19 protein-coding genes are annotated in these 12,175 nt (G+C 54.3%); 14 read left to right on the forward strand and 5 right to left on the reverse strand.

Annotated features, from left to right (window positions below; genetic code table 11):
* Positions 1-145: 145 nt before the first annotated feature.
* The gene (locus tag MCP_RS08735) at positions 146-742 is read right to left on the reverse strand and encodes a DUF2284 domain-containing protein (protein ID WP_012900477.1); all 597 of its coding nucleotides are present in this window, start codon (positions 740-742) and stop codon (positions 146-148) included.
* 108 nt (positions 743-850) lie between these two features.
* On the opposite strand from MCP_RS08735, the gene MCP_RS08740 reads away from it, so the two are divergent.
* A complete protein-coding gene (locus MCP_RS08740; RefSeq protein ID WP_012900478.1) occupies positions 851-1,078 on the forward strand; it encodes a hypothetical protein in 228 nt (75 codons plus the stop codon).
* Between the two features lie 8 nt (positions 1,079-1,086).
* On the opposite strand, the gene MCP_RS08745 is transcribed toward MCP_RS08740, so the two are convergent.
* Positions 1,087-1,332 carry a hypothetical protein gene (locus MCP_RS08745; RefSeq protein ID WP_012900479.1) on the reverse strand — a complete coding sequence of 82 codons (246 nt, stop codon included), beginning with the start codon at positions 1,330-1,332 and terminating at the stop codon, positions 1,087-1,089.
* 93 nt (positions 1,333-1,425) lie between these two features.
* Here MCP_RS08745 and MCP_RS08750 point away from each other — a divergent pair, with 93 nt between their 5' ends.
* The 4 genes from MCP_RS08750 to MCP_RS08760 all read left to right on the forward strand — a co-directional run bounded on the left by MCP_RS08750 (position 1,426) and on the right by MCP_RS08760 (position 4,060).
* On the forward strand, positions 1,426-1,668 hold the full coding sequence (locus MCP_RS08750; RefSeq protein WP_012900480.1) for a glutaredoxin family protein: 243 nt from the start codon (positions 1,426-1,428) through the stop codon (positions 1,666-1,668).
* A 53-nt stretch (positions 1,669-1,721) separates the two neighbouring features.
* A complete protein-coding gene (locus MCP_RS08755) occupies positions 1,722-2,996 on the forward strand; it encodes an MFS transporter (RefSeq protein WP_128567122.1) in 1,275 nt (424 codons plus the stop codon).
* 166 nt (positions 2,997-3,162) lie between these two features.
* On the forward strand, positions 3,163-3,309 hold the full coding sequence (locus MCP_RS15690) for a hypothetical protein (protein ID WP_158301475.1): 147 nt from the start codon (positions 3,163-3,165) through the stop codon (positions 3,307-3,309).
* A gap of 76 nt (positions 3,310-3,385) precedes the next feature.
* Positions 3,386-4,060 carry an NAD(P)/FAD-dependent oxidoreductase gene (locus MCP_RS08760; RefSeq protein WP_012900482.1) on the forward strand — a complete coding sequence of 225 codons (675 nt, stop codon included), beginning with the start codon at positions 3,386-3,388 and terminating at the stop codon, positions 4,058-4,060.
* Positions 4,061-4,075: 15 nt separating this feature from the next.
* Here MCP_RS08760 and MCP_RS08765 read toward each other — a convergent pair whose 3' ends face one another.
* Positions 4,076-4,852, reverse strand: coding sequence for an NAD(P)H-dependent oxidoreductase (locus MCP_RS08765; RefSeq protein ID WP_012900483.1), 777 nt, complete (start codon positions 4,850-4,852; stop codon positions 4,076-4,078).
* Positions 4,853-4,939: 87 nt separating this feature from the next.
* On the opposite strand from MCP_RS08765, the gene MCP_RS08770 reads away from it, so the two are divergent.
* Positions 4,940-5,260: a nucleoside triphosphate pyrophosphohydrolase gene (locus MCP_RS08770; protein WP_012900484.1), complete on the forward strand. Its 321-nt coding sequence runs from the start codon at positions 4,940-4,942 to the stop codon at positions 5,258-5,260.
* A gap of 26 nt (positions 5,261-5,286) precedes the next feature.
* The gene (locus MCP_RS08775) at positions 5,287-5,700 is read left to right on the forward strand and encodes a hypothetical protein (RefSeq protein WP_012900485.1); all 414 of its coding nucleotides are present in this window, start codon (positions 5,287-5,289) and stop codon (positions 5,698-5,700) included.
* 135 nt (positions 5,701-5,835) lie between these two features.
* Here the strand turns inward: MCP_RS08775 and MCP_RS08780 are convergent, their stop codons facing one another.
* The gene (locus MCP_RS08780) at positions 5,836-6,657 is read right to left on the reverse strand and encodes an NAD(+)/NADH kinase (RefSeq protein ID WP_012900486.1); all 822 of its coding nucleotides are present in this window, start codon (positions 6,655-6,657) and stop codon (positions 5,836-5,838) included.
* Positions 6,658-6,749: 92 nt separating this feature from the next.
* Here MCP_RS08780 and MCP_RS08785 point away from each other — a divergent pair, with 92 nt between their 5' ends.
* The 3 genes from MCP_RS08785 to speB all read left to right on the forward strand — a co-directional run bounded on the left by MCP_RS08785 (position 6,750) and on the right by speB (position 9,146).
* The gene (locus MCP_RS08785) at positions 6,750-7,127 is read left to right on the forward strand and encodes an iron chaperone (RefSeq protein ID WP_012900487.1); all 378 of its coding nucleotides are present in this window, start codon (positions 6,750-6,752) and stop codon (positions 7,125-7,127) included.
* Between the two features lie 693 nt (positions 7,128-7,820).
* Positions 7,821-8,207 carry a translation initiation factor IF-5A gene (locus MCP_RS08790; protein WP_012900488.1) on the forward strand — a complete coding sequence of 129 codons (387 nt, stop codon included), beginning with the start codon at positions 7,821-7,823 and terminating at the stop codon, positions 8,205-8,207.
* 78 nt (positions 8,208-8,285) lie between these two features.
* Entirely contained in the window at positions 8,286-9,146 is an 861-nt protein-coding gene (speB, locus tag MCP_RS08795; protein ID WP_231845203.1) for an agmatinase, read from the forward strand.
* Between the two features lie 9 nt (positions 9,147-9,155).
* Here the strand turns inward: speB and MCP_RS08800 are convergent, their stop codons facing one another.
* Positions 9,156-9,446, reverse strand: coding sequence for a general stress protein (locus MCP_RS08800; RefSeq protein WP_012900490.1), 291 nt, complete (start codon positions 9,444-9,446; stop codon positions 9,156-9,158).
* Positions 9,447-9,696: 250 nt separating this feature from the next.
* Between MCP_RS08800 and MCP_RS08805 the strand changes: the two genes are divergently transcribed.
* The 4 genes from MCP_RS08805 to MCP_RS08820 all read left to right on the forward strand — a co-directional run bounded on the left by MCP_RS08805 (position 9,697) and on the right by MCP_RS08820 (position 12,074).
* On the forward strand, positions 9,697-9,915 hold the full coding sequence (locus MCP_RS08805; protein WP_012900491.1) for a sensor histidine kinase: 219 nt from the start codon (positions 9,697-9,699) through the stop codon (positions 9,913-9,915).
* A gap of 134 nt (positions 9,916-10,049) precedes the next feature.
* Entirely contained in the window at positions 10,050-10,508 is a 459-nt protein-coding gene (locus MCP_RS08810) for a 30S ribosomal protein S15 (protein ID WP_012900492.1), read from the forward strand.
* A gap of 29 nt (positions 10,509-10,537) precedes the next feature.
* A complete protein-coding gene (locus MCP_RS08815; protein WP_012900493.1) occupies positions 10,538-11,845 on the forward strand; it encodes a single-stranded-DNA-specific exonuclease RecJ in 1,308 nt (435 codons plus the stop codon).
* Positions 11,832-12,074 (forward strand): KEOPS complex subunit Pcc1, encoded by a 243-nt coding sequence (locus MCP_RS08820; protein ID WP_012900494.1) that lies wholly within the window; start codon positions 11,832-11,834, stop codon positions 12,072-12,074. The genes MCP_RS08815 and MCP_RS08820 overlap by 14 nt, the downstream gene beginning before the upstream one ends.
* The last annotated feature ends 101 nt before the right edge of the window (positions 12,075-12,175 follow it).

Raw genomic sequence — 12,175 nt, forward strand, 5'->3', positions numbered from 1 at the left:
CAACAAACCCCACAACAAAACAACCACTTAGATAACAGCCCAAAAAAGACCACATCGGAAGTACGGTCTGTGAAACTCTGAGCTCTCCGTGCCCCTGTGGTTGGACCACTCCGAGACGGCAGAGGTAAAAAGTAAATATAAAAAATTATTCCACGAGCAATAGCGTAAAAGTCGGTAACTGCTCAGGTTTCATGATCTCTTTATCCTGCACGACCTCGGTGTACATGCCGGCGTTCTTGGCAGTCTGGAACACATCGATGCCCGCGGACTCGAGGGAGGGCCGGGTGTCTTTCGGGAACCGACAGCCCTTTCCACCCTGGACGACTTCGCAGACATCGCACTTGCGGCAGCGGTGTGCCCCATAGGAGAAGGCCTTGTAGTAGCCCGAAAGGAAGGCATGCCGCTCCATGTCGAAGGCCGCCTTACAGACGTGAAGGCTCAGCTCGTCCATAGCGTCAGGGAGGCGTTTTGGCGGGTACTCGTCGAACCCCAGGAAGCCCTCGTACTTTATAAGATAAGCTTTCGAGTACTCGTCGAGCACCTGCCGGGTGGCCTCGGGCGTGGGGCTGTGCGGCGGGCACGTATACCTCGTACCGTAATTCTTGCAGCCGAACTGGCACTTGAGGCGCACCCAGTGCGCCGTTATAACTTCAGAAGGTTTAATGAACCTGAGATCCGAGGCCCCGCTCTCCCGGGCCATACTTCTTAATTCGTTCTCTAACGTTTCGACCGGCTTCGGCATATGAAATCCACTTCAATTAGCAAACGACATTGAAAGAATATAAGCTTATTTTCAGGCAGGGGAGGGTTTAAGTATTTACAGGAGAAATAGGCGAATGGTAGGGTAATTATGGTAGACTTAAGGGTCATCAGCGACATGAGCAGGCAGCGAAAGCTCCAGGGCCTGACCGGGTGCCTGGCCGTCTTCGGGATCGGCCTCTGGTACTTCAACGTGAAGATATTCTCGGTGAGCCCGGGCGAGTTCATCGCCGCGCTGGCCATCATCTTCTTCGCCATCGCCACCATCCACTGGTTCGACGACGAGGAGAAGCTCGAAGAGGAAGGCCTGAAAAAGTAGACTAAGGTTCAGCCTTTTAATTTTTTCTGCACGGGCGAGACCTTAGACTTGCCCTCGATCCACTTTACTTTCTGTTCCGCATCGGGATCGTCCTTCCATTCTGCAGGGACCTTTCTCTGCCTGACCAGGGCGTCCGTCCACCGCTCGAACCGCTTCTGGTTCTCCGACTTCGTCTTATCCTCTTTGTAGAGCGTGGCGGCGCTTTTGAAGGGTGAGTCGAATACTGCGGGTACTTTCTTTTTCGGCGGAGTCACAATAAGCCTTCTCCCGCCGGTCCGACAAATAGTTTACGATACCTGCGAAAGTATATAACCGATAAACAGGAAAAAGCCATTAAGAGGCAAGATATGGCCGATATTAGGATCTTTTCTCAACCGACCTGCCCGGCATGCAACGAAGTAAAGGAATACCTCAAGGGCAAGGGCGTACCATTCACCGACTACAATATACTGGAAGACGATAAGGCGCTCGAGGAGATGCTCCACGTCCATAAGGTCCGTGTTACCCCGCTGATCATTATCAACGATAAGAAAAAGATCATAGGCTTCGACGTGGAAGAGATTGAAAAAGCCCTCGCCGAAAATCAATGACGCTAATCCTTCATCTATTTATTTATATTAGTTAAGATGTATTGGCTGCCAGTATGGAGCTTAAAAGACAGCAGATACTCATCCTCGCCGTGGCGAACGTCATATTCACGCTCGGTTTCGGCATCATCATACCCGTCCTGCCATACTATTCCAGGAACCTGGGCGCCGACGCCTTTATCCTCGGCCTGCTCATGGCGTCCTTCTCGCTGATGCAGTTCATCTTCGCCCCGTACTGGGGCATGCTGTCTGACCGCATCGGGCGCAAGCCGGTGCTCGCCATCGGCCTGGCGGGCTTCGGGCTGTCATTTATCATATTCGGATTATCCACACAGCTCTGGATGCTTTTCGTGTCTCGCATCGTGGGCGGCATCCTGTCGGCCGGTATCTTCCCGGCATCGTTCGCGCTTATCGCCGACATCACCGAGCCGGGCGAGCGCGGCAAGATCATGGGCTGGATGGGCGCAGCGGCGGGGCTTGGCATCATCTTCGGGCCGGCCATCTGCGGAGTGTTCGTGCCCTTCGGCATGTCCGTACCGTTCTTTGTGGCGGGCGCGATTGCGCTAGTCACGGTCGTGGCACTATATGCCGTCATGCCCGAATCAAGGGCCGTAACCATAGACATGCACGCTAAAAAGACATCCATCGCAGACTCGTTCAAGGCGATCGCAACATCCCTGAAGACGCCGATCGGCGTATTTTTACTCCTGACCATGCTGATCAACTTCGCACTGGCATGCTACGAAGGTACCTTCTCGTATTTCCTGATGGACCGGTTCCATCTTACCTCGGAAGCCCTCTCGTCGGTGCCGCTGCTCGCGTTCCTGGACATCTCCATCGACGCCACCGGCCCAACGCTCATGGCCTTCCTGTTTACCGCGATGGGCATCGTCATGCTCTTCGGGCAGGGCATACTCGTGGGCATGGCGCTCAAGCGCCTGAAGGAAGAAAAGACGGTCATCGCCGGCCTTCTCCTGTCCTGCGCTGGCCTGGTGGCCGTACTTGTGGCTCCCGATTTTGTCACGCTGCTCCTGGCGGCCTGCGTCATAGGCGTCGGCAGCGGCCTTGTGATGCCCAGTCTCAGCTCGTACATTTCAGGCCGGACCGATAAGGATACGCAGGGGTCTGCGCTGGGCGTCATGGGCTCCTATAACAGCCTGGGCAGGATCGTCGGGCCGCCCGTCGGCGGGTTCGCCTACGACGTGAACATGATATTCCCGTACATATCTTCGTCCATCCTGCTGGCCCTCGGGGCGCTCTCCGTCGTGTTCATCATGCGGGCCTCGAAAAAGGAAGAAGCGGAAATTATTGCGGTCAAACCCCCCGTATAACGTGTTAGTCTCCGCCGTACGCCCTATACGATATTTACCGCCGATATAATACGCTGATAACGCGATGAAGCTTAGCTATTCTCGCCTTTTTTTACGACATGTGATAAGTATCAAGTAAAATATAACAAATTTTACTTTAACGCTTTAAAAATAAACGGTGATACAAATGGAACAGAGATATGCTACTAATACTGACAATGGCGAGAAGGCATATACAGCTAAGAACTACTGTGTCAACACTAACCGCACCTACGTCTACGAGATCAAGAACGGCCAGATCATTAATGAGCGTAAAGTCCATGGGGAGGATTAAGCCTTTTTGGCTTTGACCACAATTTTATTTGGATTAGTTATATAATTTCTAATTTTAGTATCTTCCTTGTGTTGTTATGGCTAAGACCGATCTTTTAGACAAGGGGGCTATTTTGCAGAGGGATAAAGAGACTTACGCGATCGCGCCCCATCTACCCGGGGGCATCTGCAGCCCCGATACGTTAAGGAAGCTGGCGGACGTCGCTGAGAAGTACCATGCGGCCACGCTGAAGGTCACGGGCGCCCAGCGCATCGCCATCGTCGGCCTCAGGGAAGAGGACCTGGATAATGTCTGGATAGAACTGGGCCTGAGCCCCGGCGCCGCCGTAGGCATGTGTGTCCGGAGCATCAAGGTCTGCCCGGGAACGACTTTCTGTAAGCGCGGCGTGCAGGACAGCGTCGGCCTCGGGCTGGCCCTGGATAAGGCGTATCACGGGCTTACGACGCCGTCCAAGTTTAAGATCGGTGTCTCGGGCTGCCCCAATAATTGCGGCGAAGCCTGGCTGAAGGACCTGGGCTTCTTCGGCACCGTCAAGGGTTTCACCTGTGTCGTCGGCGGCGAGGCCGGCAGGACCCCCCGTATCGGCCGGGAACTCGCCACCGGGCTTAACGTCGACCAGAGCAAAGATCTGGCCGATAAGGTCATCCAGTATTACCGCCAGAACGCAAAGCCCCGTGAGCGCATGGGTGCGTTCATCGAGCGGATCACCTTCGAAAAGTTCGCCGAGGACGTGCGGGAGCGACGCAAATAAAAAAGCTGGGCCCGCTTACTCGCAGCTGGGCCTTATGTCCATTTTGCTCTCGACGCCTAACCTGGAAAAAGAGACGACGTTGTGCGTCACGTTCTTCACGTACTCTTCCATGAGCTTGTCCTCTTTAAAGTATGCGTGGTCGGTCTCGCTCTGGTAAGCCCGCCCATGGGTCGAGTAGGCGATGCCGTAAGGGGCCAGGATATAGCCCAGATTCTGGAAGACCATGAAAATGTCAAAGGCCGTCTTATAAGCGCCGTCCTCGTGGCCGTTCACGATGATGCCTACGGTGCGCCCGGCGAGCGGCGTGGACTTATCGATCAGGTACATGTTCTCGATGCAGGTGAGCCGGTCCAGGAATGCCTTAAGCCGCGACGGTATGCCATTCCAGTTGATCGGGCTGACGACGATGATCGCCTTCGCGCCCATGATCATCTCATGGAGCTTATGCACGTCATCAAAAGCGTTCCGGCACGGGTATCGGCACATATCCTCCTTCATGCTATAGCAGCACCAGCAGTGCTCGACGTTATAGTCGTTAAGGTGCAATAGCTTGCAGGAAACGCCGTATTCGCTGGCTGCCCGCTCCGCGATAGTGGCAAAATAGGCGGTGTTATGCGCCCGGTGCTTCGAGCCGTTGATAATGAGTAGTTCAGGCCTCTCGTCAAGCCTGTCTTTAGGGCGCTTTCCCTTTTCATAGAACTCATCTTTGAACGAGCCGCAGGAAGGGCAGTCATCGGGAGGCGAATCCCCGTCCATCTCGTAGCCGCAGACGCCGCATTTCCACTTTGCCATATAGAACCAGAATAATTGTTGGGAGGCTCATAGTAAAATCTTTTCGGGAACATGTAATTACATATAGCCTAAAGTAATTACTATATAATGATGAGAAAGCTCGTGAGGGACAGGGTGCCGGACATCATCCGCAAGAGTGGCCGGGAGCCGGACGTGGAGCGTGTGTCCGGCGAATGGCTCAGGCTGGCGCTGAAGGATAAGCTCGTGGAAGAGGCTTGCGAGCTGCGTGCATCGGAAGACGTATACGAGGAACTCGCGGACGTCCTGGAAGTGGTGGACGCGATCGCCGAATACTGGGGTATCGACCGGCAGAAGCTCGAGAACATAAAAAAGGAAAAGCTGGACAGGGCCGGAGGATTCAAGGAAGGCTACGTGCTCCGGGACGATGGCGAAAAGCATTTGGCGTAGGGCGGATAAATTTAAAGGAGAAGACGATGGCCACAAAGTACAAGCTCAAGACCGACCCGGTGGGCATGGTCGGAAGGGATTGCCCCCGGCAGTCGTGTAAAGCCTATTTCAAGGTCAGGGAGGCCGACGTGTACGGGGACGTGGAGCTGACCTGCCCGAACTGCGGCAGCCAGGCCAATGTGAAAAAATACACGACGGAGGAGCAGATCAAATACATCAATTCCCTCATCTTCCACCACAACGAATGTCCCGTCGACTTCAATTATTCAAAGACCACCCCGTGCTACGATTACGTGGAAAGGCCCGCGCACTGCACGTTCAGCTGCGACTCCTGTAAGAATAAGTTCGGCTACGACGCGAAGCCCAACTATTGCCCGTACTGCGGGGCTACGCATGAGCACCTGCACGTCGATGGCACGTGCGAGCTGAAGGAGCCGTGAGTACGGGGAAAAATCCGGGTGCATGGGACTACACGAAGGGGTCTCGGTTTGTGGTCACGCTGCCGGCATTTGAAAAATGGTATAAACCAAATTTTAACTTAAAGCCAAATTATGATCCTATCAGGCTGAATGCCCTTACCGCCCGAGCTTCTCCCGGACCAGCTCGTAGAACTTATCGCCGAACTTCACGAACAGGGCGGGCGTGTCGCACCGCGTGAACGTCAGCACGTCGCTCTTCCGGACGCTTGCCGTATACTGGCCGTCCACAACGACCATCGACTCCTTATCCTCTTTCATCAGCTCGAGCCTGACCACGCTCTCTCCCGGGACTACCCAGGGCCTGGCGGACAGCTTATACGGCGCAAGCGGCACAACAATGATGCCGTCGACACGCGGGTCAAGGATGGGGCCGCCGGCGCTCATGGCATAGGCCGTCGAGCCGGTCGGGGTGGCGATCACAACGCCATCCGCCCTGAAGTCCTCCATGAACTTGCCGTCGACGTGTATCTTGAACTGCGATATCTTGGCCGGCCTCGACGTGATGATGACCGCCTCGTTCATGGCGCATGGAAGCTCGAAGTCGTTCAGCTTCACGGCCAGCCTCGCCCTCTCGACGACCTCGTAATTATCCAGTACGTCGTCGATCATGTAGAACGCCGTCTCCGGGTCCACTACGGTCAGGAACCCGACCTCGCCCATGTTGATGCCCAGGATAGGCGTGGGCTTGGGCAGTAATTGTAAAGAGCGTAATATCGTGCCGTCGCCGCCGAAAATGAGTATAAGGTCGGCGTATATCTCGTCGATCTCCGTTGCCTCGGCGACCCCCGCCAGCGACGCCGTCACCGGGTCCAGGAACAGCTTCACCTTGTACGACAGCTTCTTGACCATGTCCGCTATGTAGCCCTTCGGGTCCTTCACGTCCAGCCGGGAGATGATGCCTACGGAGTTCGCCTTCATCCGGAACAATATTGTGCACTTATGGGCTATAAGCCCTTTGGGGAGAGCACTATAGTTTTTTACTATTAAATGCCTTAATCAAGGGAGAAGTTATGGATCAAAATAATTATGAGACGATCGATGAGTACATTTTACAATTTTCTCCTGAGGTCCGGGATAAGCTAAGTAAGTTAAGAAAAGTTATCAAAGAGGCGGCGCCTGAGGCTGAAGAGAAGATAAGCTATCGGATGCCTGCTTTTGCGCAAAACGGCATACTGGTTTATTTTGCAGCCTTTAAAGAACATATTGGTTTCTTCCCTACGAGTAGCGGAATTGCCAAATTTAAAGATGAGCTGTCGAGGTATAAGGGAGGAAAGGGATCGGTGCAGTTTCCCCTGGATAAGCCTCTGCCTTATGAGCTGGTAAGCAGGATAGTTAAGTTCCGCATTGCCGAGAATATGGGAAAGGCAAAGGGCGGTAAAAGGAAGTAATATTGTTCGGTCGGTATCACGAACATCTCCAAAGGAAATAAACCACGAATTTTTCTTTTTAGATTTTTCTCACGAAGCCTCGAATGCTCTAGAACACCGTCAATGCCCGAACTCTCAAACACTCTGGGCAGTGCTCTAAGTCTCTAACGCGCTAACCCGAAAAGAAGGCTCTAAAGCTCGAATACACGTTCGAAACGCTAAACGATGGAGCACTAACACTCTAAGAGTCCGGTCATTCCCCAGAATTTTTGGGTGTTTGTGGCATTGGCGATTTAGCCGAGCTTTGGAGGGTTAGTGCTATGTCGTTTAGCGTTTCAAACGTGCATTCGAGCTTTAGAGCCTTCTTTTTGGGTTTGAGGCTTCGGGCGTTCGTGCAATGCCCCGAGTATTAGAGAGTTCGGGCATTGACGGTGAGTTCGAGGCTTAGGGGTTTCGTGAGTAAAATCTAAAAGAAAAATTCGTGGTTTAATTCCTTTGGAGAGGTTCGAGATACCGACCGAACTGATTTGCTAAGAGCCGCTGATAACGGCCCTGGGGGACCAGGCGGCACGAGGCCAGGCGGGATTAAGTATTTATAAGGGTTGGGGAGTATAGTAGCTCAAGTTTGGCTTTGTGAAAATGAAATAAACACGCGCAGAGCCCTTAATATTCATGATGCGTTAACGAACGCTCGCTTAAGCGGAGGATAACACAATGAAGCAGCAAACTGAGATCAAGACCCTCAAGGAGGGCAAGTTCGTGATCATAGACGATGAGCCGTGCACCATCGTATCCGTGCAGCACTCGAAGCCCGGAAAGCACGGCGCCGCCAAGGCCAGGATCGACGCCATCGGCCTGTTCGACGGCCAGAAGCGGTCCATCGTCAACCCGGTGGACGCCAAGGTATACGTCCCCATCGTTGAGAGAAAGAGCGCCCAGGTACTGTCCATCGCGGGCAGCACGGCCCAGCTCATGGATTCCTCGGACTACTCGACCTTCGAGCTCACCATCCCGGATGAGCTGAAGGACAAGGTCAAGCAGGGCGAAGAGATCTCCTACATCGCTGCCATGGGCAAGATGAAGATCCAGATGAGAGGGTGAACCTCAAAAGAGAGGGGGAACCTCCGGATCGAGGTTAAAGCCCTTCTCATTATGCTTTTTGGAGGCTTGTTTTTGAACATGAATCTTTTCGCCGACGCCTGTAGCTCTTTTGAAGAGGCGGAATTTGTCCTGTACGGTGTCCCTTTCGACGCTACGTCATCCTACCGTAAAGGCTCCAAGTGGGCGCCGCTGGAGATGAGGAAGGCCTCGTATAATTTTGAGACTTATAACGGGGATCTGGACGTCGACCTGGCGGACGTGCCCATCCACGACATGGGCGACTGCGACGTATGCTGTGCCGTAGATGATACTCTTAATGAGGTCTACGACGTGGCCTCGTCCATCGTCAAGGCGAAAAAGATCCCCATCATGATGGGCGGAGAGCACTCGCTCACATATCCCTGCGTCAAGGCATATAAAGAAAAGATAGGATTTGTCGTCATGGACGCGCATTATGACCTGCGGGAAGAGTACGAGGGCGTCCGGAACAGCCATGCCTGCGTCTCCCGGCACATTATCGATGACATCACCGACAAGTACGTGTCCATCGGGATCCGCAGCGGGCCGAAGGAAGAGTACGAGTATGTCAAAAAGAACAAAAAGATCCGCTCGTACACGGCTAACGATGTCGACGGGATGGGCATTGACAGAATATTGAACGAAACCGAGACGTACCTCAAGGACTGCGACAGGATCTACCTCTCGCTCGACATGGATGCCATCGACCCTGCCTATGCGCCGGGGCTGGGCACGCCCGAGCCGTTCGGCATGACCCCGCGGCAGGTAAGGTCGGTCATACGCCGCCTGGCACCGAAGACCGTGGGCTTCGACGTCGTCGAGATCTCGCCCGAGTACGACCAGGGCATCACTGCCCAGCTGGGGGCCAAGCTCATCCGGGACTTCATCGCCGCTAAATGGAAGTCCATGCAAAAAATATAAGCGGCCTTTTTATTTCTTTTCCTCGGATTCCTTACCCTCTTCGATGAGCTTCTTGACCTTCTGTCCGCCCTTGTGCCCGATCTCCTCGTAGAACTCCTTGCCGCGGGTCCCGGCGACCTTCTCGCCGCCCTTGTGGCCGATCTCCTGGTAGAACTCGTGGCCGTGGGTCTCTGCGGTCTTCTCGCCGCCCTTGTGCCCGATCTCCTCGTAGAACTCTTTTCCGTGGGTCCCGGCGACTTTCTCGCCGCCTTTCTGGCCGGCCTCCCGTACGGTCATTCCCTTCTTCTTTTCCTCTGCCATTACATCACCCGTCCAGAACCTTTCATCGCGATTGCATTAATGTAACGTGCGGAAAATTTACAAAACAGCAGGCCGTACGGTTTTATCGGCAGTCATCTTCCCGGCTGGCCCGGGGGATATCCAAGTGGCCATGCAAGCCGTTTTAGTATAAATTCATATATTAGTATATTAAGACAAAATAGATCAGATTACTTCATGTGAGTTCTGGCAATGAGGCTAAACTCGATAAGGCTACGCATGCTGGCGGTCATTGTGGCATAGCCCGGGCATACCGGACGATATCAAAGCCCGCATATTCGACCGCATGATCCGGGGCGAGACAAAGGCGAAGGGCACCGGCCTCGGCCTATACCTTGTGAAGACGCTGGTGAGATCGTTCAACGGAAAGGTCTGGGTAGAGAACCGGGTCGCGGGAGACCATACGAAAGGGAGCCGGTTCATTGTGCGGCTTCCCGCCATTAAAAATTAGTACCATGGGCGATATTTGCTTCGACGTAGCCAAAAATTATATAAGCAGGCTCACATATTGTAGGTACGTCTTCGCCACAGACATTAATTAACTCATACACATCAAACCGTAACAATGATCCAAGAGGGTAATAAATGGCTAAAATGCATACAAGAAGGAAGGGAAGGGCAAGGTCCGTAAGGCCCATAAGGAAGACCCCACCCACCTGGTTAACGATCAAGAAGGACGAAGTAGAAAAGCTCGTGCTCAGCCTCAACGCTCAGAACGTCCCCCAGGCCCAGATCGGCCTCGTCTTAAGGGACAAGTACGGCGTTCCCGACATCACGCAGGTCACCGGAAGGAAGGTCCAGAAGATCCTGAAGGAGAACAACGCGGCGCCCAAGGTGCCCGAAGACCTGACGAACCTCATCAAGAAGGCCATCGGCTTACACAAGCACCTCGACGTCAACGCGCACGACCTCCACAACAAGAGGGCCCTGCAGCTGACCGAGTCCAAGATCCGCAGGCTTTTAAAGTACTACCACGCGAGCGGCGTCCTGCCCCAGGACTGGGTTTACACGCCCAGCACGGCCGAGATCCTTATCTCCAGATAAGCATCTCAACGGCCCCGGGTGGCTTCGTTATGAGCGACATGTCGAAGCTGGACGAACTCTCGAGCCTCACAAGGCCCGCGGTTAACAAGATCAAGGCGCAGCAGTTCGTCCGGGTCGTGTCACACCACGACGCGGACGGCATCACTGCATGCGGCATCATCTGCCACATGCTGCAGCGCCTTAATATTCCTTTTCAAGCGACCATTGTCAGTAACCTTGACCATTCTATCGAAAAACTGATCGAGCCCGGCGAGTTCGTCATCTTTTGCGACATGGGCTCCGGCCAGCCGGACATTGTTAATAAGTACCAGGCGGTCATCCTGGACCACCACATGGTCCTGGACGGTCAAAAGCAGATACATGTGAACCCCCACCTCATCGGCATCGACGGAGGCTCCGAGGTATCAGGCTCCGGCGTCGCCTATTCGCTTGCCCGCATGATGGGCAAGAACGCCGACCTGGCAGGCCTCGCCATTTCCGGCGCCATCGGCGACAAGCAGAAGATGGTCAGCGTCAACAAGGATATTCTTAATGAGGGCGTCAACTCGGGCGCCATTACTGTCCAGAAAGGGCTAAAGCTCGGCAAGGGCCCCCTGGAAAAGGTGCTCTCCTGCTCCACGGACCCGTACTTCGACTTTTCCGGGCGCCCCGAAGAGGCAAAAAAGTTCATCGATGAGCTCGGGCTCAAGGGCAGCATCGAATCGCTGTCCCCTGAAGAGCTCAAGAGGCTATCCAGCGCCCTGACCCTGAAGCTCCTGAAAAAGTCCCCGCCCGACACGATCGATTCGCTTCTGGGCGACACGTACATCCTTAACGACGAATTGATCAAGGACGTTTACGATTTTTCTAACACCGTCAATTCCTGCGGCAAGCTTGGCGTCCCCGGCCTGGGGCTGTCAGTCTGCCTGCGCTACCGGCCTTCGGTCGAGGAGGCCGAGCACAGGCGCTTCGACTACTCTGAGCAGATATTAAAGGCGCTTCACGACGCCATATCAAGCGTGCAGGAATGCGGGTCCTTAAGGTATCTGGATATTTGCTGCTCTGACGTCACGGGCGCGATCGCATCGACGATAATACGGTACGTGATGCCGGACAAGCCCATCATCGTCCTTAACACCGAGGACGGCAACGTAAAAATTTCTGCCCGCGGCACGGCCGACCTCATCGGCAGGGGCCTCGACCTGTCCGTGGCAATAAGAGAGAGCGCTAAGCAGGCCGGCGGCAGCGGCGGAGGGCATAAGATCGCCTCCGGCGGCATGATCCCCCGCGGCACCGAGAAAACGTTCCTGGCCTCCGCGGACGCCATTATAGGGAGGCAGTTGAATGGTAGCTTGTAAGGCCCGCCTGTCCATCGAGTCCTGCGATGCCAGGTCGCTGGCAAAGTCTATTTGCGCCGATAATATCTCGTACGTGAAGACCCGCTATGAGGGCGGCTTCGTGGTGACCGATGTCGAAGTGGATAGCGTCGGCTCGATGCTCGTCACGCTGGACGATATCCTGGTTAACCTTAAGGTGGCCAACGACGTCCTGTGCGGGCGCAACGCCGACGAGGACTTAAAAGAGTAGCACTATTTTTCAAAAATTTGGATAAAAACGGCTGATTCTCCAGTTGAAGCCGGGGGAATATATAAACTGCACTGCCGCGGTACCGAAAACTCTTTAAGTTC

Origin of the sequence: Methanocella paludicola SANAE, assembly GCF_000011005.1 — an archaeon.
Lineage (GTDB): Archaea > Halobacteriota > Methanocellia > Methanocellales > Methanocellaceae > Methanocella > Methanocella paludicola.

Excerpts from the sequence above, each read along its gene's own strand:
- MCP_RS15690 (WP_158301475.1), top strand. The coding sequence starts at position 3,163 with ATGGAACAGAGATATGCTACTAATACTGACAATGGCGAGAAGGCATAT.
- MCP_RS08810 (WP_012900492.1), top strand. The coding sequence starts at position 10,050 with ATGGCTAAAATGCATACAAGAAGGAAGGGAAGGGCAAGGTCCGTAAGG.
- MCP_RS08750 (WP_012900480.1), top strand. The coding sequence starts at position 1,426 with ATGGCCGATATTAGGATCTTTTCTCAACCGACCTGCCCGGCATGCAAC.
- MCP_RS08780 (WP_012900486.1), bottom strand. The coding sequence starts at position 6,657 with ATGAAGGCGAACTCCGTAGGCATCATCTCCCGGCTGGACGTGAAGGAC.
- MCP_RS08820 (WP_012900494.1), top strand. The coding sequence starts at position 11,832 with ATGGTAGCTTGTAAGGCCCGCCTGTCCATCGAGTCCTGCGATGCCAGG.
- MCP_RS08760 (WP_012900482.1), top strand. The coding sequence starts at position 3,386 with ATGGCTAAGACCGATCTTTTAGACAAGGGGGCTATTTTGCAGAGGGAT.
- MCP_RS08740 (WP_012900478.1), top strand. The coding sequence starts at position 851 with ATGGTAGACTTAAGGGTCATCAGCGACATGAGCAGGCAGCGAAAGCTC.
- MCP_RS08735 (WP_012900477.1), bottom strand. The coding sequence starts at position 742 with ATGCCGAAGCCGGTCGAAACGTTAGAGAACGAATTAAGAAGTATGGCC.
- speB (WP_231845203.1), top strand. The coding sequence starts at position 8,286 with ATGAATCTTTTCGCCGACGCCTGTAGCTCTTTTGAAGAGGCGGAATTT.
- MCP_RS08765 (WP_012900483.1), bottom strand. The coding sequence starts at position 4,852 with ATGGCAAAGTGGAAATGCGGCGTCTGCGGCTACGAGATGGACGGGGAT.
- MCP_RS08770 (WP_012900484.1), top strand. The coding sequence starts at position 4,940 with ATGATGAGAAAGCTCGTGAGGGACAGGGTGCCGGACATCATCCGCAAG.
- MCP_RS08790 (WP_012900488.1), top strand. The coding sequence starts at position 7,821 with ATGAAGCAGCAAACTGAGATCAAGACCCTCAAGGAGGGCAAGTTCGTG.
- MCP_RS08815 (WP_012900493.1), top strand. The coding sequence starts at position 10,538 with ATGAGCGACATGTCGAAGCTGGACGAACTCTCGAGCCTCACAAGGCCC.
- MCP_RS08800 (WP_012900490.1), bottom strand. The coding sequence starts at position 9,446 with ATGGCAGAGGAAAAGAAGAAGGGAATGACCGTACGGGAGGCCGGCCAG.
- MCP_RS08755 (WP_128567122.1), top strand. The coding sequence starts at position 1,722 with ATGGAGCTTAAAAGACAGCAGATACTCATCCTCGCCGTGGCGAACGTC.
- MCP_RS08785 (WP_012900487.1), top strand. The coding sequence starts at position 6,750 with ATGGATCAAAATAATTATGAGACGATCGATGAGTACATTTTACAATTT.
- MCP_RS08775 (WP_012900485.1), top strand. The coding sequence starts at position 5,287 with ATGGCCACAAAGTACAAGCTCAAGACCGACCCGGTGGGCATGGTCGGA.